The sequence below is a fragment of the Nonomuraea sp. NPDC050790 genome, from assembly GCF_044456745.1.
Classification (GTDB): domain Bacteria; phylum Actinomycetota; class Actinomycetes; order Streptosporangiales; family Streptosporangiaceae; genus Nonomuraea.
Window position 1 is genome coordinate 192913 of record NZ_JBITGF010000006.1, and the last position, 20255, is coordinate 213167.

Below are 20255 nucleotides of genomic sequence, written 5' to 3' on the forward strand. Positions count from 1 at the left end.
GCATGACCGCTAACACCGCGCTGGCACTACAAGGCGGTCATCTCGCCCAGGCACCGGGGCAATCCCGGCCAGTAAGCCCTGTTCATCCTCGTCTATTTGCGGTAAGCCCGAGATGTCGGCACCGCAAGCAGGAGCGCACGCTGCTTGCTTTACGCTCCTTGAACTGGGCGATGCGAATGGCCTGCGGACGGTTGTCCGTGGCCAGGGAGGTTGTCCGCCGTAGATCCCCCAACCGAGCATGCGCCCACCCCGTCATCCGGTGGCAAGCCGACCCGGAGCGCAGGGCCTCCAGGCCCGAGACAATCCGATCGGCGGCGGTGTCAAGCGTGCTCGGCCCGTGGTGGCCGGCGACGCTACGGCGGGTTGTGATCAACGAGATTGGGCGTCGACGGCTGCCGCGGTTCGCGGGGGTCTGGGGGCGGTGGAGCCCGTGCGCCGTGAGGCGCTGTTGATCGAGTGGAGGTGAAAGACCGCCACCATCGACCCCGTCGTAGCGGGGCGGTGTAGCTGAGGACAGCCTGATCCGGGAGGTGCCGGGGAGGGCGGGAGCAGACCTGACAACGACGGGACGGGCCAGCACTGTCAGATGGTTCGGGTCCGGCTAGCGAGATGAGGTGGAGTACGACCAGGAACCGGTGGTGTTACGTCTCCTTAGCCCCCACCAGCTCAAACCTGACGGATATGGGCTGGTCGCGGTGCGCACCCGCTCCTCATCACGGGCGGGGAACTCCCAGGCTGATTGGGCTACTCAGTCAGGAGGCCATGGAGAACAGTCTGCGGCGGAGCCGTGGCGATATCGCGGAGACAGAGCCGGGCTCCTCCCTCGTCAAACGATCAGTAGTGAACACGGGAACCGTTCCGGCTCTCGCCCTTACCTCGCTCGTTCCGGGGCGGTTGGTGGGGCTGGGCTCATCGTCGGCCGATCGGGCCGGGACGGGGCGGAGCCGCCGTAGTAGTCGGAGGCCGGGAGAGCCGGTCACAGGGCGAAGGGCGGCAGCGGAAGAAGGAGAAGAGGCTGCCATGGCGAAAGACGCGCCCGTGAAGGCGGGCGCCTGGCCGGAGCAGGTGCCGATGGCACCGGCCCGGCGGGTATCGCAGATGCAGGTCGAGAGATTCCGATCCCGCCCGTCCTGGTCGCCATGCTCCGCGAGCACATCGCCAAGTACGGCACCGCCAAGGACGGCAGGATCTTCAGCTCGGGCACCGGTGGCTCGTACTCCGGCTCGGCGCACTCCTACGTCTGGCAGGAAGCTCGCAAACTCGCGCTCACCTCAGAACAGATCGCCTCATCGCTGGCCGCTCGACCATACGATCTCCGCCACGCGGCGGTGTCGCTCTGGCTGAACGCAGGCGTCCCGGCCGTTGAAGTCGCCAAGCGCGCCGGTCACAGCGTGGATGTGCTCCTGCGGGTCTACGCGAAATGCATGGACGGCCAGCAAGAGCAAGTCAACGGCAAGATCAATAATGCCTTGAACGAATAGCCCCGTTCATCCATCTCCGGCCCCGGGTGACCGGGGCCATTTCACTTCGCGCCGCTCACCCGGCCGCGTCGTTCCCGCCAAACACCGACACGCTGCGTCACTCTGGCATGCACGCGCAGCGAGAGAGGAGGACCATGCACCAAGACCACGACCTCACCGCCCCGTCAGCCAGGGAGTTCCGCCCGCTGCGGCGACCACCGTACGGCCTGCCGATTCGGGACCGGGCCCGGCTTCCACCTGCGTCTGACTCCCTCGGCTGGCGGACGTACTCGACTCCCGTCCCACCAGAGAGGTCCCCGCTTCGAGGCTGGGATCGCCTAACCCGACCGGTGCTCCTCGTTGGCTTCCTGGCATGCGTAGGCTTGGGCGTCTGGTTGAGTGCATGGGATGCGGACCGCGCCTCTCCGACGAAGGCCGTCTCGATGCCGACGCCTGGCCTGAGTGCTGCGGGGCGCTCCGTCCTGGTCACCTTGCCGTCCTCGCCCACACCCTTGGCTCGGGTGCGGCCCTCGGCGACGCCCAAGGCGTCGAAGGACGAAGCGACAGCAGCCGAGAAGCGTCACCGAGCAAGAGTCCAGCCGGTGCCAAGGAGACGGCAAGCGAGCGTCCGAAAGCCCTTGCCTATGACGAGCACGGACTCCGTTGTTGGGGCGCGAAAGTCCAGGAACCAGACGACGGAAGGCCGTACCCATGAGCCATCCCTACCGCTGATCGCTAAGAAGTGCGACGAGTTGTTTCCGCCGTCCCGTCCTGAATTCCGGATTCGGAACTACGCTTGCCGCGAGATGTTGGGCTAGTTAAATCGGGCGCTGCCGCCAAGTTCGACTGCGTCCAGGCTTATTACGACTAGTTACACATCGGCGGTTCAGTCCGTTAATAAGAATGTATAACGCGTTTACCCGAGACGCCCGTTGTGCTTGACTCGCGCCATGTAGCCACACCCTCGGGGAGGGTCCATGGGGGAGTTCGTCGGGATCGATCCCCTCGGCGCAGAGAAGCTGATCCGCCAGATGGAGACGGGGAAGGATGTCCTCGGCAGAGCGCGGCCAGGGCTCGAAGCGGCGATTGCCGAGGCCGGTGAGGACTGGGATAGCCGCGAGGGCGTCGTCGCGATGCACCGCACCTGGGCGTTCTTCCACGAGTCGCAGCAGGACCTCAAATGGCGCGTCGGGGCCATCAGGCGGATGGTGCCGACGCAGCAGAAGGGCATGCTGACCGGCACCTTCCCCTTCAGCAGCGAGACAGAGGCGGTGCAGGGGGCCAAGAAGGACGCGGCCGCCATCACCGAAGCACTCAAACACCACGACCAGTACCTCTCTGGGCAGAGCTGGAACGAGGTGGAGAAGGCTCTGGGGGCGCTCAAGGGTAGGGTCGACGACCCTGCCTATGCTGCGGCATTGCTGGCCGCGCTGGGCCCCAAGACCTTCCAAAAGTTGTTCCGTGACTGGATGAACACCCAGGCCAAGGGAGATCGCAGGGGTCTGACCCCGGAAGCGCTGAAGCGGGCCGGCGCCGCCTCACCGGGCCTGCTGGCTAAGGCCTTCGCCAGCGCGGAAAGCTCCGGGCGACTCGGGAACGAATGGCAGAAGATGGTCGAGACGGCGCCATCGGACATCCTGACTGCCCTGGTCGGGCTGGCCCCGCAGTCCGGCACGTTCCTCAACCGGGTGGCGACCAACCTGCTGAACCGGCCACCGAACTCCGACGCGTTTCCCACCGACCCCAACTGGAACCTGTACAACCTGGCCAAGGCGTATGCGGCGAATCCGGAGGCGTTCCAGCGATTCCTGGCCGAGCACCCCAAGGAGGCCGGGGTCCTGCTGGACGCCTACACCATCAGGTCGACCGGCGTGCCCGCGTATGAGGAGGCGCTGGCAGAAGCGCTGGACGGCGCATTGAAGCCCGGCTCTGGGACGGATGACGCGCGAGATCGGGCTTGGCTCACCGTCATCAACAGCATTGGATCCGAGAACAGCCTCTGGGTCGGCGGCAGTCTCGGAACCTTCGCCAACTCGCCTATCAGCCGGATGCTGGCCCAGCATATAAAGCCCATCCTTGACCATCTCGCTCGCGGGCAGGCGGCGCGGAACTCCTCCGATGTGCCCCATCTGAAACCTAGAGCGCCGTGGGACAAGCTCGACCCCAGCGTAAGTGCCCGCTTCATGGGTGCGCTGATGCAGGATCCGGCTGCGGCCGACACGTTGATGAAGGCGGGGAAGGAGTACACCAAGGAACTGGACATGGGACGCTTCAATCCCTTCGCCCCAGACTCCTACAGCAGAGAGGCGCATGTGAACCTCGCCGAGCGCACGGGGGCGATGGCGAACCTCTTGCTGGCGGGCTCAACGTACGCGGAGTGGAGCGACGACGAATATGCGGAACAGTTGGCCGGATACCTCCTCATGCCCGTCGATTACTTCAACAACAAGTACCTGCCCATAGGGAGCGCGCTCGTCTCCACCGGTAAGGACAAGGTCCTCGACGACTTCAAAGACGTCACGAAGGACATGATCACGGACTATCTCGATAAGAAGACGCCTGAGAACGCTGAAGCCGTTGCCAACAAGTTGGTGGAACAGCAGGTAGCTTTCCTGGTCGAGTCGCTCAAAGCTCATGGGCAGCCGCCGCTCGGGGCGGCAGAGAGAGCCATGATGAGAGATGCGATCAAGGGCCGGCTCCTGAGTGCCTTGACCGATGCCCTGAAGAGACGGGGTGGCTGACCATGCCCATCAAACATCAGCTGCTTCGTGAGGCGGCTGAAAAGGAGGCCCTCGCCGCCACTTTCACCAGATATGCCAAGGCCCTTGCCGACGTGTTCGACGGCATCCCGTCGGAACGGAGCGGCAGTGAGTCGTTCTGGAAGGGGCCGGCTGCAGAGCGCTACCTCACACATGCCGTCCAGCTCAGACGCCAGGTGGCCAACCTCGAAGACGGCTGCTTGGCCACCGCCGAGAATCTTCGCCGCCGCGCCAGGCAACTCCGCGAGGAGGCCGCTCAAGCGCCGGATCCCATGTAAGACCTTCAGCCGTTGCGGGGATAGCACTCAGTCTTTCCGACGATCACGAGGTTGGGAGTCTCTGACAAGCGCCCGAGGAGCACGAAGGTCAACTTGGCCTTGTCGTTGACGACCACGGTCACGCCCAGCTCGTTCTCCCAGAGGTCGAGTTCATCCACGACCTCCCGGTATCCCAGGGTCTCGAGCTTGCCTTTCAGCAGCCCGATACGGCTGAGCGGATCCTGCCTTGACGGGTCAGTGAAGTTCCCCTTGGCCACGAAATACCGCTGTGATTGGCCTGTGCTGCATGAAGTCGTCCGGTCCTGGTCGGCACGCTCCTTCGTCAGCCCCGTCAGGTCTGACTCAATCAGCGACATCAGTGCGTCCCCGTCGGTCACGAGCTGACGGGTCGACTCATCCAGCGTTGGCGGCTCTGACTCGCCCGAACAGCCCGTAAGGACCACGAAACAGACAAGTACCGCGGCAACTGCCCTTGAAAACGCGCCCAGGCGCACGATCTGGACCTTATCCGACGACTCCCCGCTCGTACATCCGATTCGTTCCCGCTATAGCAAGCTGCAATAGAGGTCAATGAGCGCTGCCGTGAACGCCGCTCGATGCGTCCACCTACCGCAGCCGGACCAGAATGCTCACCATACGGCTGCATCCCGCAGGCGCAGTCTTGCCTTCAGCGTAGTTCCACACCGACTTCTTCGGCCGCGTCGTTGACTACAGCGATCACGGCATGGAGGAAGTCATTGTGATCGGGCGATGGCGTGACTCCGGGGATCGGCACGTTCCGCTCAAAAATTGAGTTAGAGATGTGCCGGGCACGCACGAAGGTCGATCCGTTTCCGCTCATGTAGTAGGCGTGCTGCCACTCCCTGATGGGACGCACGGAGAGGCGTTCCCTGATCGGAGCGGAGAGTCGTCTGGCTACCGCCTGGGAGAATTCGTTGATGACGGCAGTGAGGGTCTCGTCATCCGCAGGCGAACCGCCCGTCCACCCGACAGGACGCTGCAGAGTCTTGTAGATCTCATCCTTCAGGAATTCCCGCAGGTCCGAAGCCGGTCGCAGCGAATCGTACTGGTCCGACGTATCCTCAGCGAAGCGGCGGCTCAGGGCCTTGACCCGCGTCCAGTGCTCCTTGGCCACGTCAGCCTGCCGCTGGATGCCAAGCACTGCGTTCCACCGTCGATGGAACGACGTCGCGGCCGCGGCGACGGCGAGCACGAGGTTCGCCTTGTCGTAGACGGGCCGCGCCGGGCCCAGCTCTGGACGTTCAGTGATCATTTCGATTGCCGAGAGCAGCTTCTTGAACTGGCTGATCGACAGACGGCCTGACTGGGTCTCGGGGTCGAGCGGCTTGTCGATATCGGCAAGAAACACCGCCAAGTCGAGCCTCCGCCGCAGCATAAGCTCAGATCTCACGCCGAATTCAATGCGGAAGTTGGACAGCAGGTTCTCAACCGAGGCGAGGACATGGGTTCTCCGGTCCTTCAGCCCTCGCAAGTTGTCACCCCTCACCTCATCGAAGTGCGTGAAGCAGAAGAGAAGCTTGTCGGCGTTGCCCGACGTGAGGATGGACCGAACGGCCGAGGAAGGCGCCGCCTGAACGGGTACAGTGGCGTTGTCGACCAGCAGTACGGCGTCGGCCTCGTCGATCGCCTTGGCCACCGGGGTCGAGATCGCCGCGGCGGACTTGGGAGTGTGTCCGAGGCCTTCGCCATCGATGAGAACCAGGCGTGGAACTTCCCCGTCCAACCATTGCGGGGCAAAGGGCCCCGCCACCCTGATCCCATCCACAAGGGGGGTCAGAAGATGTCCGAATAGCGGCGCGTAGTTCGATGTGAAGCGGTTGACAGCCCGCAGGAACTCGGCCCGTTCGTCCGATTCCCACGTCCACGTGAGCGGCCATCCCTGCTGGTCGCGCTTGATGGTGCCGACGGGGAGGGCGTCGAACCTCTTCTCGATCTCTTCGAGAAAAAGGTCCACTATGGCATTGAACCGCTCGTCTCCCCGGAGAATCTTGTCCAGCTCCTCATCAAGAAGCTCCCGGACGACTCTCTCATCTTCCTTATCATTCGTTTCGAGCATGGACCGAGCGAAGTCCTCGTGCTCCTTGACCAGGTCGCGCAGAGTCGCCACAGCCTCGTCGACCAGTGTCATCGTGGCATCGAGATCTATGCCGACCAGGCCTGCCGGCTGGCTGCTGAAGTCCCGAGCCGACGCCTCGTCCGCTTCCTCGTCGTCGAATTCATCGAAGTCGTCCTCGTCAGAAGCTGAGATGGCACGGGAGATCATAGGGTTTCCCCTCCGGCCGAGCACGTAGCTGAAGCGGAACCGCTGATTCTCATGATCGAGTAGAAGCCTGCGGATCTCTCCATCTCCTGCCCCGTCGAGTGCAGCAAGGGCAGCCTTGGACGCGCAGTCAGCAAGATGATCCACAACCTCATCGCGCGGAAAGAACGTCACCACCGCGCAGAAGGGGCCGGACCTCATCACGAGCTCCATGTCCGCCACGGTTGTCTTGGCGGTCGAGGTCGAGGGAAATCGGTCGAATTCCGGATGGGTTCCGAGGAACTGCCGAACGACTGTGGTCTTGCCTGCGCCGGTCGTACCCAGCAGCAGCACTCGGTAGTATCCATCATCCGCCGAGGGGAGCGGCAGCAGCTTCTCCCGGAGCCCGGCCGACGCCTTCTCTCGCGCGGGTGTCATGCCGTCAAAGAAGGCCGAGACAACGCGCTCGTCGAACCTTCCCGCGGCGTTTGCCCTGGCGGTCGCGCTCCAGTAGCTCTCGTCGCTCAGGAGCGTGTTGAGTTGAGTTACCAGTTCCTCGGCCTCGGCCTCATCATTCGTGCCGAGACCACGCCTTACCCTTCGCCCCGGCTTGCCGGTGGCGGGATCGAGGCGGACCGGATGACGGAAGATAACCGAGTACCGCTCACGGCCTTTGTCGCGAACCTTTGACGCCGTGTAGTAGCGAGCAGCCACATGCCCTCCTCGTGTTCCTGACGTGTTCCGAAATCGAAGGTAGATCCATAGGCAGTCACGTGTCAAGGTTTCCGGGAACACGTCAGGAACACGCCATGGGATCGGAAACTCCGATTCCGGGCGTGACCTGTGGCGTTATCGCATGACCATGGTCAGGCATGGCGGGTCCGAGTAGAGGAAGTTCTCGGCTGCCGCACCGCCTGGCTGTCCACCGGTGTGGCGCAGCTGGTCGGGCGGTGATGATAGTTACGGTCTTCCCGCGCGCTTCAAAGCTTGAGAACTGCGACGACCTGGGAAAACGTCATCAAGATCATCCCGGCCATATCCCCGGATCATGGTCCTACGGCTGCATAAGGGTGCCCTCGGCGACCTACGAGAGGCTGGGAAAGCAAAAGGCCTGCGGCAGAGAAGCCGCAGGTCAGAGCACGAAATTCCTGGTGGAGATGAGTGCCCCCGGCGGGGTGCAGCCCAAATATGTACCTAAGCCCCAATGTACTCGCATGTCAGGAGCTGACGATAGTAGAACGTTTTCACCTGAGGAGTACCCGCTGATTAAAGTCGACAGGCTTTATGTCGGGCGATACCTCGCTGTGAAAGTCGATTTCAAAATGTCCAAGAATGCCGCCCTATGTCAGGCCGTATCGGCTGCCGACGAGCATGCAACGACGGCGTCGGCGGTGGTTGGTCCAGCGCCTATGACGTTCCTTGAGCATTCGATTTGCGGCGACTACAGCGGTTGAAAGTCTGAGGTGACGCGGCGTGGTTGCGTGCCGAGCAGGCGGTTCGGGAGTATGCCGGTGGGATGCGTTATCCGGATGGTGGTGGTCTGACCCCGGCGGCGCGAGCCAAGCATGAACAGGCCCGCTTGGAAGCTGCCGGGCTGTTCGCCGTGGGCATGTCACCGCCCGAGGTGGCCAAGAAGTTACGAGTCTCGCGCAAGTCGGCCTACGCCTAACACAAGAGTTGGTGCACGGCAGGAGCCGGGGCGCTGACCTCGAAAGGGCCGGGCGGACAGCACTGCCGTCTGAACGCCGCGCAGGTGCAGCGGCTGGAGGCCGCGCTGGATGCCGGTCCAGCCGTGTGGGGATGGGCCGAGGTCAACGGTGGACGCTGGCGCGCGTTGCCGTCTGTATCGGGCCGGTTGTTCCACGTCTCCTACACTCCACGCGGGATCTCTTACCTGTTGCATCGTCTCGGCTGGAGCCCGCAAGTGCCCCAGCGGCGCGCCGCCGAACGCAACGAAGAGCAGGTCGCCACCTGGGTGAAGGAGACCTGGCCACTGGTGGAACAACGGCGCGGGATCAGGACGCGTGGATCTGCTTCGCCGACGAGGCAGGACAATCGCTAAGGCCTCCCAAAGCCCGTACCTGGTCCCGCCGTGGACGCACTCCGACCGTCACCGTCACCAGCAAGGGCTCCGGCCGCGTCAATCTGGCCGGGCTCATCTGCCTCAAGCCGGGCCGGCGAACCCGCCTGATCTTCCGCATGCTGATCTACCGGCGCCGCAAGAACGAACGCAAAGGCTTCAACGAAGCCGGCTTCGCCCGCCTGCTGGATGCCGCTCATCAGCAGCTCGGCGGGCCGATCGTGCTTGTCTGGGACAACGTCAACACCCACGTCGACACCCTGATGCGCAGCCTGATCGTGGCGCGCCCCTGGCTGACCGTGTTCCGCCTGCCGACCTACGCGCCTGAACACAACCCGGTGGAAAACGTGTGGTCGCATCTCAAACGCGCCCTGGGCAACCTGGCGCCCTGCACCCTCGACGACTTGGCCGCAATCATCCGCAGCCGACTCAAGCAGATGCAGTACCGCCCCGATCTCCTGGACGCCTTCCTGACTCACACCGGCCTGATCACCGACTCGAGATCGACATGACACCCCGAACATTCAATCGCTGTACGTGTTCTTGTCCTCGGCTCTGACCATCCCCCGCAGCGGATGTCGTGATGATCGTCCCTCGATGCTCAGCATCGCCGTACACCCTACTGAAGTTTCGTCGAACGGGGTCTGAGGTGCCCAGCGGATTCCGGATAGTCGGCTACATAAGCTGACAGAAGTCTGGAAGAGGTAGGTACGTGACGAGGCGTCGCAGGCAGTTCTCGCCGGAGTTCAAGGAAGAAGCCGTCCGCATGGTGCTGGAGGGCGATCGGACGGTCGCGTTGGTGGCACGCGAGTTCGGCATCAATGCCAGCACCCTGGGCAGCTCGGTGAGCCAGCACCGGATCACGCACTCTCAGGATGAGCGGCAGCCGCTCTGCGGTCTGGAGCGGGCCAGGATTCGGAGCTGGAGCGGGAGAACGCCGCGCTGCGGAAGAAGCTGGCGTTCCTGAAAAGGCAGCCGCCTTCCTCGCGGCCGACAGTCGATGACGCACGCCAAGTACGAGCTGATCGACGCGGAGAAGGCGCATCATGCGATCGCGCGGATGTGTGCCTGGCTGGGCGTGTCCCGCTCGGGCTACTACGACTGGCGCGACCGGCCGGTCTCAGCCGCCCACAACGCCGTACGTTGCTGGCCGCTCTGGTCGCCGAGATCTTCGCTGGCGCGCATGAGACCTACGGCTACCGGCGGGTACACGCCGCCCTGGCCCGTCACGGTGAGCACTGCTCGGCCGAGCTGGTGCGCGCCCTGATGCGCGAGTAGGGCCTCACCCCGGCCACCACCAGCCAGGGCGACTCCGCGCATCCCCGACCTGGTCAGCCGCGACTTCACCGCCGAGCGGCCGGGCACCAAGCTGGTCGGCGACATCACATACGCCCGCACCTGGGAGGGATTCCTCTACCTGGCCACCGTGATCGACTGCCACAGCAAAGCGGTGCCGGGCTGGGCGATGGCCGGCCACTACCGCACCTACCTGATCTAGGAGGCAATCCGGATGGCCGCCGGCATCGGCCTGCTCCAGCCCGGTGCCGTGTTCCACACCGACCGCGAGAACTACACCAGCGACGAGTTCGGCCGCTTCCTGATCGGCCTGGGCATCCGCCGCGCGGTCGGCCGCACCGGGGTCTGCTACGACAACGCAATGGCCGAGTCGTTCTTCGCCGCGCTTAAGAACGAATGGTTGCACCGCTCCGTCTTCACCACCCGTGCCAAGGCAAGACGGCAGGTCACCCGCTACATCGACGGGTTGGTCACAACCACCGGCGCCTGCACTCGGCGCTCGGCTACAGGCACCCATGGAAGTACTCAACGAGTCCCTTCCAGCCAAATCAGCCGCACAGACTACGCCGATAAACGACTGTCCGGAATCTCAGCAGCGCCTCAGCCTGACCCCACTGACTGACGCTACTCTGAGCTCATCGGCGCCAGAGAACTTCGGCGTCGGCAGCTTTGGAGCATCGGATTACGACGACCACGGCATTCGGAAACGACGCTAAGGGTCAGAACGCGTGACAATGCGGCTGTTGAGGCCAGCGCGGCAGCTTCAGCGAGGTACGCTGATCGGCCGTGGAACTACTGAGCAGCCACGGGCTTACCCGCCACGAAGGAGAAGTCCTGGCGCATCTTGTCCTGGACTGGCTTGCTGACTACAGCCAGGCAAACCCTGGTCTTGGGCCACGCCTTGAAGACCTCGCCAACTTCGCTGCGCGGCCTGGGGATATCCCGCTTCTCAAGGCGCATGCAAGCACGATCCAACAAGCCCTGATCAGCAAGCACTACGTTAGTATCGCTCGGGGTATCACGGGCCCCTGGGATGAGAGCTTGCGGCTGTTGCCAATCGGGCAACTGGAAGCGGAGCGAGTCCGGCACCAGCGCTCAGCATCTGGTCCTCGCCACCTGGCCTGCCGACACGCCCTCCTGGCCTGGCTCGGAGACCGTGATGTTCAAGTTCCAGATCCGCTGCTCAGCCTGGCCTGCTTCACTACGGACCCGCTGAGCTTCTTCTGGGGAGAGCCGTTCAGCGAAACTGACATCGACCGGGCTGCGCAGTGGCTTCATGACAACGGCATGATCGAGCGGCGCGCGTTGCATGCACGTCTGACGAGTGGCGGGGGCGACTGCGTCAGCATCTATGGCGGTGATATCGGTCTCTATATAAGGAGCACATCCATGAGCGGCGGCCAGATCATCAACGTGCACGGGTCCAACAGTGGGCAGATCGGCATGGCTGGCCAGGGGAACGTCACGCAGGAGCATCAGCAGGGGATCGATATCGAGAAGCTGATGGCCGCTCTCAACGGTGTGCGCGAGGCGCTTCCAGTACTCAAGCTGGAGCCCGAGGACGCCGCCGAGCTGACTGAAACGATGGACGAGATCGAGGCGAAGGGCAAAGGAGGGACCCTTACGGAAGTGGAGAAGAAGTCATTCCTCACGCGCATGAAGACCTTGATTCGGCATCCGGATCGAGTCTGGTGCCCTTCCTCCTAGACGCCATTGGGAGCCTCATGGGCTAGTTTCATCGAAGAGAAGGACTGGGGAGCTCACCTATTGCGTTCGGCAACCGGGTCAGGCGTGGTCTCGCAGCCGAGGCTGGCATGGGCGAAAAGCTCGTCCAGCGACAGCCCTAGCTCGCTTGCGAGTGCTCCAACAGTGAAGAACTCGGGGCTAGCTGTGCGCTCACGCTCGATGCTGCGGATCGTTTCCACGGAAATCCCGCGCCGCGAGCGATATCCTCCGCTGAGCGTCCCGACTTCCGGCGGCCTGCATGAGGCGGGAAGCAAGCCGCTGCCCGCGGCGCTGGGCAGCTACGTCGAGCCTCCTGCATGCCATGGTGCAATTATACCTGTATTATTGTTTTATGACGGTGACGGCAGTGGCCCCTTCCCCCGCCTGGTCTGAAGATGTGCTGCGGCTCAACGCCATTTGCCCCTACTACACGATGTTTCCGCTGGAATTCCCTCTCCAGCAGTTGGAGACCTTTACTGGCGCGACTCGCGTGCTTGACCCGTTCTGCGGGCGAGGTACAACTCTGTACGCTGCCCGGCTGGCGGGGCTGCCCTCGGTGGGCATTGACATTAACCCTGTGGCCGCTGCGATTGCCCAGGCCAAGCTGGTACGTGTTACTCCCCGCGCGGTAATCCGTCTCGCGAACAAGATTCTTCAGAGTAGCCCGCGTGGCGAGGTTCCCGACGGCGAGTTCTGGCAGTGGTGTTACGAGCACGAGACGCTGCGTGAATTGGTGACACTGCGCGAAGCCTTGCTGAAGATGGCTACTCCTACAGCTGCGATGCTGCGGGCTGTGGTACTAGGTGTCCTGCACGGTCCTCAGAATAAGGGTGTGCCGTCGTACCTGTCGAACCAGATGCCGCGTACCTATGCATCGAAGCCCGCCTACGCAGTGAAATTCTGGGATAAGCGCAACATGCAGCCGGTCCGTATCCCCGTTCTGGACGTTATCGAACGGCGAGCGAACCGCCTTCTGGAAGCTTCACCGTTGGCCCGCGGCGGCAACGTTTACCTCGGCGATGCGGTCCAGACTCTCAGCGGCTTGCGGCAGCGCTTCGACTTGGTAGTCACCTCACCCCCCTACTACGGGATGCGCACCTATGTGGCGGATCAGTGGCTACGCTCATGGTTCCTAGGCGGACCGCCAGAGGTTCCTTACGGCACACATGGTCAGATCGCCCGGCAGCCGAGCCAGGATGCCTTCATTCAGGCCCTAGCCGACGTTTGGGCTGCCACCGCACACCGTTGCCGCCGCGGCGCACGCTTGGCCATACGCTTTGGCGCACTCCCCTCGGCCAGGACGAACCCTGAGGAGATGCTGCTCGCCTCCCTGAAGGAAGCCAAAGCAGGCTGGGTAGTCAAGGAGGTCCGCCCTGCCGGCACTCCGCCCAAGCGCACCCGCCAAGCTGAACAGTTTGGCAAGGCTGGCTCCGCGATCGACGAGATTGACCTCGTTGCGGAGTTGACCGGAGTGCCCCGCTGAGTGCGTAATCCGGTTCCTTTCCGGAATCCCGTAATTTATTGTCAGTATTGCATGCCATGCTGTGGGTTCACGCAAGTGAACCACTCAATTGTGACAATTCGGGCGCAACGTGGGAGGGGCATGTTCGACGCGGACCAGATCCAGCAGCTCAAGCAGCTGATCGGCGATCAGGTGGAAGCTGGGAGAGCCGAGCTGGACAAGCTGGTTGGCCAGGCCCGCGCCATGTCCGGCGGCGTGAAGGTGATCAGGCCGCGTGCAGCGACGTCGGTGGCGCTGATGGCCTCCGACGGAGGCAACAACAAAGTTGCGTTCAATCCCTTCTACCTGCAGGTTGTTCGAGTAGTCGACTCCAGCGGCAAAGAACTGTGTCTGGAAGTCGTCTCCCCCCTCTCCGACATTGGCGAGCTGAGCCGGCGCCAATTTCACGAGGGTGGCGAACCGCGCACCGCGCTCGGAAGGCTGATGAAGGGTTTGGGCGTTGAGACGCTCAGGGATCTCTCCCCGATGATGTCCGGCGACTCTCCCAGTTGGGTGCAGGTCTTCCGCGATCTGTGTGAGTGGGCGACCCTGTACGACCTGATCTGCTATCGCGACTACGCCGTGGACACCCTCATTGTCCGCGACGGCCTGCTACGCAGCAAGATCTTTGCGAAAGACTACTTCGTCCGCATGGGCGAGCAGATGTTCGAGGCGATTGAGCGCGTCTATAAGCACGACCGGCGCAAGATATGGCTGGTCGGCCTCGCGAAGAAGACGCAGGTGTTGGAGTACTACCGGCTGGCGATCTCCCTGTCCGGCGTGTTCGACAACGGTGCTCCCTGCTTTGCAAAGGTGCCGATGTCGATGCTCGACAAGGTTTACAAATGGGAGGAGTACACCCGCGACCTCGATGACAAATCCACTGCCGAGGACCCGAAGTTCAACTTCGGAAGGATGTACTTCGTCCGGTTCGGTCCGTACTCCGGTGACCCCATCTGGACCGTGGACATCATGTCCCGTCAGGACAAGGACGCACAAGCTATCTTCGGCTATCTCCAGGCCGACGCCGTCGTCGGCTTCCCCGTTCCGCTCTACCCCAACTGTATCCAGCAGGCCGACAACTTCTCCCGCGTGGCCGACCTGGACATTGACATCGTTGAGGACTATCTCGTGGACGCCGTCCGGGACCAGGTCGGCAAAGACAAGGCCTCGGTCATTGACGCTCTGAGGCTGGCCTCCGATGTTGCTGCCCGCCGCTACGAGTAACACCACCTATCCGTCCAACCCCCTGCGGAGCGCGAGAGCCCATGAGCCTTTTTGACCGTGGCAAAGTCGTCGGTACTTTCCGTGGCTTTTCCGAAAGCGGTATGGAGTTTCATGCTGACCTCGTGCTTCCGCACCATGATGACTTCCAAACCATGGCTATGCATGGCCAGTTCGTGCTGGTGCAGCTTGAGCACGAACGCGAGGCCATCCTCGGGCGCATTACCACTATCGCCTCTCAGGGGCGCCTGGTCTCTCCCATCGGGGAGGACTACGCTACTCGGGCTGTGCGCGACCAGCGGCCTATCCCTGACGAACTGCGTGAGCGCTATCTGAAATACAAGGTTGACATCCGTATTCTCGGCGTCCTGCGGATGGAGGGCGACAAGCACATTTTCGTGCCCAGTCACCGACGGCTACCGCATGTCGGGGCCCAGGTCGCGATGCTCTCCGACGGTCTGCTCGCCGAGGTCGTTAATAGCAACGACATCGCCGACGGTGCGGTGCCTATCGGTTACCTGGCCTACGGCGAGTTCGTCTACGCCGGGGACGACCCCCGTGTCGGGGACACCTCCTGGATGCAGATCCAGCATCCGGCGATCATGCCGACGTTCCAAATCAGTAAGCTCGTAGCCCGCCGCAGCTTCGTCTTCGCCCGCGCCGGCTTCGGAAAGTCCAACCTCGTCAAGCTGCTTTTCTCCGCCCTCTACAAGGATCAGCCCACCGTTCCACGTCGCACCGGCGAAGCCCCCGTCGGTACGGTGATCTTCGACCCGGATGGCGAGTACTTCTGGCCCGACTTCAAGGGCCGCCCCGCCCTGTGCGACGTGCCGCACCTGCGCGACAAACTTGTCGTCTTCACCAATCGGAAGAACCCCAGCGACTTCTACCAATCCTTCGTCGTCAACGGCGTGAAACTGAACATCAAAGAGCTCAGCTCCTCCCGCGTTCTGGGCATCGCACTCCCCCCGGAGAAGCAAGACCAGCAGAATGTCGTCAAGCTCAAGTCCCTCGATGGCCCCAAGTGGAGCAGGCTCGTCGACCTGATCTATCGCGAGAAGTATGGCGCCGACCGCAGCCAGGTCCAAGCTCTCCTCGGCATCGAGCCCGGCGAGGAAGCCCAGACCAATGCGGCGATCGGCAACATGACCCGCGTGGTCAACGCGCTGCACGATCCCGACAGCCAGTTGCTGAGCGCCCTAAAGGACTGCCTCTCCCAGGGCAAGCTGTGCGTGGTCGACATCTCTCAGATGCGCGGCGCCCAGGGGCTCCAGCTCGCCGGCGTCATCCTTGGAGACATCTTCGAGCACAATCAAACGCAGTTCACCGAGGCTGACCCCAAGTCCATCCCGACTATCGCCGTCATCGAAGAGGCCCAGTCTGTTCTGGGAGGTTCTAACCACAGCGAGGATGGCCCGTTCGTCTCCTGGGTTAAAGAAGGCCGCAAATACGATCTCGGCGCCTTGCTCATCACTCAGCAGCCCGGCAGCCTACCTCAGGAACTTCTCAGTCAGGGCGACAACTTCTTCGTCTTTCACTTGTTGTCCGCAGGCGACTTGATGTCACTGAAGAAGGCCAATGCTCACTTCTCCGAAGACCTGTTGGCGACGTTGCTGAACGAACCGCTCGTCGGCAACGGGATCTACTGGTCTAGCGCCCCTGGAACCGACCGGCACTCACGGCCCTACCCGGTGTCCGTGCGCGTCCTCAGCTTCGAGGACTCCTACAAGATGCTCGATCCGGACTACGACAGCCCAGCCCCTGACAGTTTCGCTGCCCGTGCGCGCGCCAACGTTGAGGCGCGGCGCAGCGAGGCGCGAGCCGCCGCAGCCAGCCTTGCCGCCAGTCACCCGCAAGACGGCGCCAACCTGGACGATACGCCCGCAGCCGACGACACGGACATCGCCATCGCCCATCTGCGGGACAAACCCGAGTTCCAGCGGAGAATCAAAACCCCCGAAGGGATTAAATGGGGACGGATCGGCTTCCTCCTCGCTGAGAAGGCCCCCGAACACGCGCAGCGCACGGGCACCTCCCGCGACTGGGGATTCGCTCGCGTGAAGGAAGCCTTGGACCGGCTGTATCCGGGCCAGTGGATGTCGGTCGCTCGTCTCGAGTCCGGCAGCACCACTGAAACCCGCAAGTGGGTCATGCTCAAGGAATACACTGCAGAGTCAGGGACCGGCCCGAGCAACGCCCCCCTCGAAGCAGAGCCCAGCAATGAGGAGCCTACTTTCTAAGGTGGTGGACAGGAAGCGACTGAGCGGATCATCTGGGATGGCTCAGCGAGGATGCTTGATAGATGTTCCCGCCTCGCGGTGGACCGTGGGTCTGTGCGGGGGAGAGATCTTCGGCCGGTGCTGATCTCGACATGGGAAGGCGCTGTCGATCGCCAGCCGTGCCGCAGATTTCCTCGCCGAATCAGAATTCGGTTACGATCATGCTTACCTGCGAAAGGATTGTCTCCGGGGTCGAGGCGAGGTCGAGCGCGTGGCAGATGATTTCAATGCCCGCATGCCGTACGACGTGTGTGGCGGCTAGTGCGTTCCCCCTGGCATAGATCAGATGTCCGCGCGGCAGGCGAAGCGCCGTACAGTAAGCCAGCATCTGGTACAGGTCCGCGTCCGGATATCCGGCGGGCTTCTCCTGCTTGTACTTGGCGTCGACGACGGCACGGGGAATGCCGTCCAACTCCCACACCAGGTCGGGCTTCATCCGCACAGCGAAGGCTTCGTCCAGGTGACAGGGATATTGCGGGTAGGCGGCACCGCCGAAGCTGGCGTGGAGCTCCTCCGAGATGGCCACGGTCACGAAGTCCTCGAAGATCTTCGGCAGGTTGAACAGGAACCCGTTGGCGACCGTCGAGCCGGGGGCGTGCTCTGGTGACGTCGCGCGCCACACGATCTCCGCCAGCCGCAGGGCGGTACGGTAGCGCGAGTTCAGCCGCGATGGTTGCCAACGCGGCAACTCCGTTCCCCGGACCAGGCTTGTCACCTCGGCCAACCGTCGACGCAACGCGGTCAACCGCCTGCGTGACTCGCCGGCGATCCGAGGAACGGGGAGAAGGCGCGTGATGGCGGCGAGCAGGATCTGGTTCTCCGCGATGTCCACGGTGAAGTCGTCGTGCCGGATCTCCATCGGGATGATCCGGCCATGGTGTCGTCGCAGCTGATCACCTTCTCGCAAGCGACCACGCAGCACATATGAGGATTCCTCACAGGTGCGATACCCCTGGAGCAGTCCCTGGCTCAGGGCACGCTCTGCTTGTCGCCAAAGAGCTTGTGCGACGGCGGGAATCAACCCATCCCGGACGTCCAGATGAATGCTCTCCTCCCGCCAGCCTTTGGGATCTGCCGCGTAGCCGACCAGGAACAGTAGTCGGTCAATCGGTAGCTTGGGCGTCACCCACACCTCGATGTCGTCGACGAGCGCGACACCTACCTGACCGCGCGGCGTGACCTCCCACACGCCCGTTTCGTATGGCGAGGGCCGGGCATACACCACGCCCGACTCGTCGAGTCGCCGTCCTTGCTCGGGGGTGAGCAGGGTCCGTGCTTGTCCTGTCTCCGCGACTTGAATGCGAATCATTCCGGTACGGTGAGTGTCCGGCGGAGCGACGACATCCGGTAGCGGTCGAGGACGCTGGGCGGGCTGCCGTAGTGGTGCTCGGCGAGAAGCGGCAGGATGGCCGTCTCCCAAACTTCCTCAAGCCCGTTCTCGCGCCGGTAGATCCTGGGCTTCATTAGGTAGGACGGGCCGATGGCCAGGTCATGGTCCTGGATGCGAGCGTTCAGCGCGTCGAGCACCTCTGGGGCGTCGAGATTGTGAACGGCAAGCTCGTCGTCCTTGCGCAGCCGCGCCAGCCAGCGGCCCAGCAGACCCTTGATCGGGGTTAGTCCGGGGTGGAGCTCGATGAAGCTGAAACGGCGGCGCATTGCCGCATCGACCAACGCGATGGACCGGTCGGTGGTGTTCATCGTGCCGATGACGAACACATTCGGCGGGAGCGTGAAGTCGGACTCCGCTGAGTAGAGCAGGCCGATGGCGTCGTCGCGGTATTCGAGCAGGAAGTACAGCTCACCGAAGACCTTGGCCAAGTTGGCTCTGTTGATCTCGTCGATGATGAGGATGTAGGGGTCGGACGGATGCTGCCGGGCCGCTTCCACCAACTGCCGGAAGGGGCCGGGGCGGAGCTCGAAAGCCAGTTGCCCATCCGAGCGTTGCACGGGGCGAAAACCTTCGAAAAAGTCTTCGTAGGTGTAGGAGGGGTGAAACTGGACGAGTTTGACTGCACTCGGCTCGGCGAGTTCCCCGGCGAGCTTGCGGGCGATGAACGTCTTACCTGTGCCGGGCGGGCCGTACAGGATGAGCTGCTTGTTCTCCCAGAGCAGATCAGCCAGACGCTGCAGCTCGCCACGATCGACGAGGGTGTCTTCGGCGAGATCCTCGCTTACTTCTGGGAAGGCCAGCTCGCGTGCCGGCTCTATCGGCTCATCGAGCGCGATGTCCAAAGCCGTGAGCAGTTCCTCGATCGCGGCGAGGTTTTCGGTCAGCTCCACCACGTCGGACTGGCTGTGGAGCTTGGCCGGTAGCGGCTGGGGGAGGTTGGCGAAGGGCACTGGACGGGTCGCATTCAACCAGTCCACGTCGCGCCGCAAATTGGAACGCTTGTCGGAGGAGGAGGTGTAAACAGCCTCGCCGTTGATCCGGCCGACGTAGGTCTTGCCCTGGGTGGTGGTGAGAACGTAGTCGCCCACCCGCATCCGGTTGCAGAACGCGTCGAACTCGGCGAGCTTGGCTTCGCGGGCTGCGTAGGACTTATGCTGGTAGTTCTCGTCCACAATGGCCTTGAGCTGGTCGCGCTCGATCGGAATGGCGATCTCCTGGAGGCTGGAGGCGGCCAGTGACGCCGACTCCCTGTGCAGCCAGATCGGCACGAGGTCCCGCCCGTCCACGGACGAGCCTCGCACCAGCCACGCCCGCCGGACCGGGGACTCCGGGGCGAGTTCGGCCAGCATCTCTCGGAAGTCGTCAGCGGTGAGGCGTTGTGCGGGGTTAGCCCGACCGGCCGAGTCAAACTCCAGCCCTTCGCGCTCCAGCACCTCGCGGGGATCGTCGGTGCGCTCCGGGTCGAACCACTTGAAGTCATCAGAGATGCGGCCGTCGTTGAGCAGCACCCGGTGTACCGCGGCGGGCCTCTGCTCGCTGAGGAACCCCCACACCGAGTTCCACGCCGTGCCGTTGAGCGCAGCGAGATCGACGTGGCTGGTCCATGAACCAGCTTCCAAGCGTGCGAGGGCCTCGGCGACCGGTGCCCATTTGGGGTCCGCGTACTTCTTCCCGCTCTGGTGCTTGGCCCGGTACTGCGTCGTCACCTGGCGATACAACTCGGACCCCGGGTAGTCCTCCAGCGCCTGAAGTCCTGCTTCAGTGATCGACCACCCACCCCGCCGAGTCACCCACCCGAGCGCCGCCGCCTCCATGACGCGCCACCCGAGGTACTTGCGCCAGCGCGGCTCACCGCTCGGGTAGGACGTGAGGTATTCGGGATCGATCTCCACCCGCCGCTCGACCTCATCAAACGTCTCCCTGCGCGTGATCGGGCCATCGGCGTCGCGCAGCACTTCCAGAGTGGTCCGCAGCAATGGCCCGATGTGGTCGGAGAAGGCCAC

Annotated in this window: 14 protein-coding genes and 1 pseudogene; 11 read left to right on the forward strand and 4 right to left on the reverse strand. The window is 63.3% G+C overall.

The genetic code is table 11. From position 1 onward, the window contains the following. The first annotated feature begins 1139 nt into the window (after nucleotides 1-1139). The 3 genes from ACIBEJ_RS30300 to ACIBEJ_RS30310 all read left to right on the forward strand — a co-directional run bounded on the left by ACIBEJ_RS30300 (nucleotide 1140) and on the right by ACIBEJ_RS30310 (nucleotide 4497). Nucleotides 1140-1481 (forward strand): hypothetical protein, encoded by a 342-nt coding sequence (locus tag ACIBEJ_RS30300; RefSeq protein ID WP_397186272.1) that lies wholly within the window; start codon nucleotides 1140-1142, stop codon nucleotides 1479-1481. Nucleotides 1482-2437: 956 nt separating this feature from the next. Then, the gene (locus tag ACIBEJ_RS30305) at nucleotides 2438-4201 is read left to right on the forward strand and encodes a hypothetical protein (protein ID WP_397186273.1); all 1764 of its coding nucleotides are present in this window, start codon (nucleotides 2438-2440) and stop codon (nucleotides 4199-4201) included. 2 nt (nucleotides 4202-4203) lie between these two features. Further along, entirely contained in the window at nucleotides 4204-4497 is a 294-nt protein-coding gene (locus ACIBEJ_RS30310; protein ID WP_397186274.1) for a hypothetical protein, read from the forward strand. A gap of 5 nt (nucleotides 4498-4502) precedes the next feature. Here ACIBEJ_RS30310 and ACIBEJ_RS30315 read toward each other — a convergent pair whose 3' ends face one another. Beyond that, on the reverse strand, nucleotides 4503-4991 hold the full coding sequence (locus ACIBEJ_RS30315) for a hypothetical protein (protein ID WP_397186275.1): 489 nt from the start codon (nucleotides 4989-4991) through the stop codon (nucleotides 4503-4505). Nucleotides 4992-5164: 173 nt separating this feature from the next. Continuing rightward, nucleotides 5165-7471 carry a hypothetical protein gene (locus tag ACIBEJ_RS30320; protein WP_397186276.1) on the reverse strand — a complete coding sequence of 769 codons (2307 nt, stop codon included), beginning with the start codon at nucleotides 7469-7471 and terminating at the stop codon, nucleotides 5165-5167. An 802-nt stretch (nucleotides 7472-8273) separates the two neighbouring features. Here ACIBEJ_RS30320 and ACIBEJ_RS30325 point away from each other — a divergent pair. The 8 genes and pseudogenes from ACIBEJ_RS30325 (at nucleotide 8274) to ACIBEJ_RS30360 (ending at nucleotide 16823) form a co-directional block, all read left to right on the forward strand. Further along, complete coding sequence (locus ACIBEJ_RS30325) at nucleotides 8274-8426, forward strand: helix-turn-helix domain-containing protein (protein WP_397186725.1); 153 nt, start codon at nucleotides 8274-8276, stop codon at nucleotides 8424-8426. Nucleotides 8427-8549: 123 nt separating this feature from the next. Further along, nucleotides 8550-8819, forward strand: coding sequence for a winged helix-turn-helix domain-containing protein (locus ACIBEJ_RS30330; RefSeq protein ID WP_397186726.1), 270 nt, complete (start codon nucleotides 8550-8552; stop codon nucleotides 8817-8819). Next, entirely contained in the window at nucleotides 8786-9349 is a 564-nt protein-coding gene (locus ACIBEJ_RS30335) for a transposase (protein WP_397186727.1), read from the forward strand. Before ACIBEJ_RS30330 ends, ACIBEJ_RS30335 begins: the two co-directional genes overlap by 34 nt. Nucleotides 9350-9549: 200 nt before the next feature. Next, nucleotides 9550-10706, forward strand: a pseudogene (locus tag ACIBEJ_RS30340) (IS3 family transposase). A 213-nt stretch (nucleotides 10707-10919) separates the two neighbouring features. Next, complete coding sequence (locus ACIBEJ_RS30345; protein WP_397186277.1) at nucleotides 10920-11840, forward strand: hypothetical protein; 921 nt, start codon at nucleotides 10920-10922, stop codon at nucleotides 11838-11840. 370 nt (nucleotides 11841-12210) lie between these two features. Beyond that, on the forward strand, nucleotides 12211-13341 hold the full coding sequence (locus ACIBEJ_RS30350; RefSeq protein WP_397186278.1) for a DNA methyltransferase: 1131 nt from the start codon (nucleotides 12211-12213) through the stop codon (nucleotides 13339-13341). A gap of 120 nt (nucleotides 13342-13461) precedes the next feature. Further along, nucleotides 13462-14586 (forward strand): hypothetical protein, encoded by a 1125-nt coding sequence (locus ACIBEJ_RS30355; protein ID WP_397186279.1) that lies wholly within the window; start codon nucleotides 13462-13464, stop codon nucleotides 14584-14586. A gap of 41 nt (nucleotides 14587-14627) precedes the next feature. Further along, nucleotides 14628-16823 carry an ATP-binding protein gene (locus tag ACIBEJ_RS30360; RefSeq protein ID WP_397186280.1) on the forward strand — a complete coding sequence of 732 codons (2196 nt, stop codon included), beginning with the start codon at nucleotides 14628-14630 and terminating at the stop codon, nucleotides 16821-16823. 181 nt (nucleotides 16824-17004) lie between these two features. On the opposite strand, the gene ACIBEJ_RS30365 is transcribed toward ACIBEJ_RS30360, so the two are convergent. Together ACIBEJ_RS30365 and ACIBEJ_RS30370 are read right to left on the reverse strand one after the other, a co-directional pair. Further along, nucleotides 17005-18171 (reverse strand): McrC family protein, encoded by a 1167-nt coding sequence (locus ACIBEJ_RS30365; protein WP_397186281.1) that lies wholly within the window; start codon nucleotides 18169-18171, stop codon nucleotides 17005-17007. Beyond that, nucleotides 18168-20255, reverse strand: coding sequence for an AAA family ATPase (locus ACIBEJ_RS30370; protein ID WP_397186282.1), 2088 nt, complete (start codon nucleotides 20253-20255; stop codon nucleotides 18168-18170). The genes ACIBEJ_RS30365 and ACIBEJ_RS30370 overlap by 4 nt, the downstream gene beginning before the upstream one ends.

What these genes read in the sequence shown, in the direction of transcription:
- ACIBEJ_RS30300 (WP_397186272.1), top strand. Translation starts at nt 1,140, where the DNA reads ATGCTCCGCGAGCACATCGCCAAGTACGGCACCGCCAAGGACGGCAGG.
- ACIBEJ_RS30305 (WP_397186273.1), top strand. Translation starts at nt 2,438, where the DNA reads ATGGGGGAGTTCGTCGGGATCGATCCCCTCGGCGCAGAGAAGCTGATC.
- ACIBEJ_RS30310 (WP_397186274.1), top strand. Translation starts at nt 4,204, where the DNA reads ATGCCCATCAAACATCAGCTGCTTCGTGAGGCGGCTGAAAAGGAGGCC.
- ACIBEJ_RS30325 (WP_397186725.1), top strand. Translation starts at nt 8,274, where the DNA reads ATGCGTTATCCGGATGGTGGTGGTCTGACCCCGGCGGCGCGAGCCAAG.
- ACIBEJ_RS30350 (WP_397186278.1), top strand. Translation starts at nt 12,211, where the DNA reads ATGACGGTGACGGCAGTGGCCCCTTCCCCCGCCTGGTCTGAAGATGTG.
- ACIBEJ_RS30355 (WP_397186279.1), top strand. Translation starts at nt 13,462, where the DNA reads ATGTTCGACGCGGACCAGATCCAGCAGCTCAAGCAGCTGATCGGCGAT.
- ACIBEJ_RS30360 (WP_397186280.1), top strand. Translation starts at nt 14,628, where the DNA reads ATGAGCCTTTTTGACCGTGGCAAAGTCGTCGGTACTTTCCGTGGCTTT.
- ACIBEJ_RS30365 (WP_397186281.1), bottom strand. Translation starts at nt 18,171, where the DNA reads ATGATTCGCATTCAAGTCGCGGAGACAGGACAAGCACGGACCCTGCTC.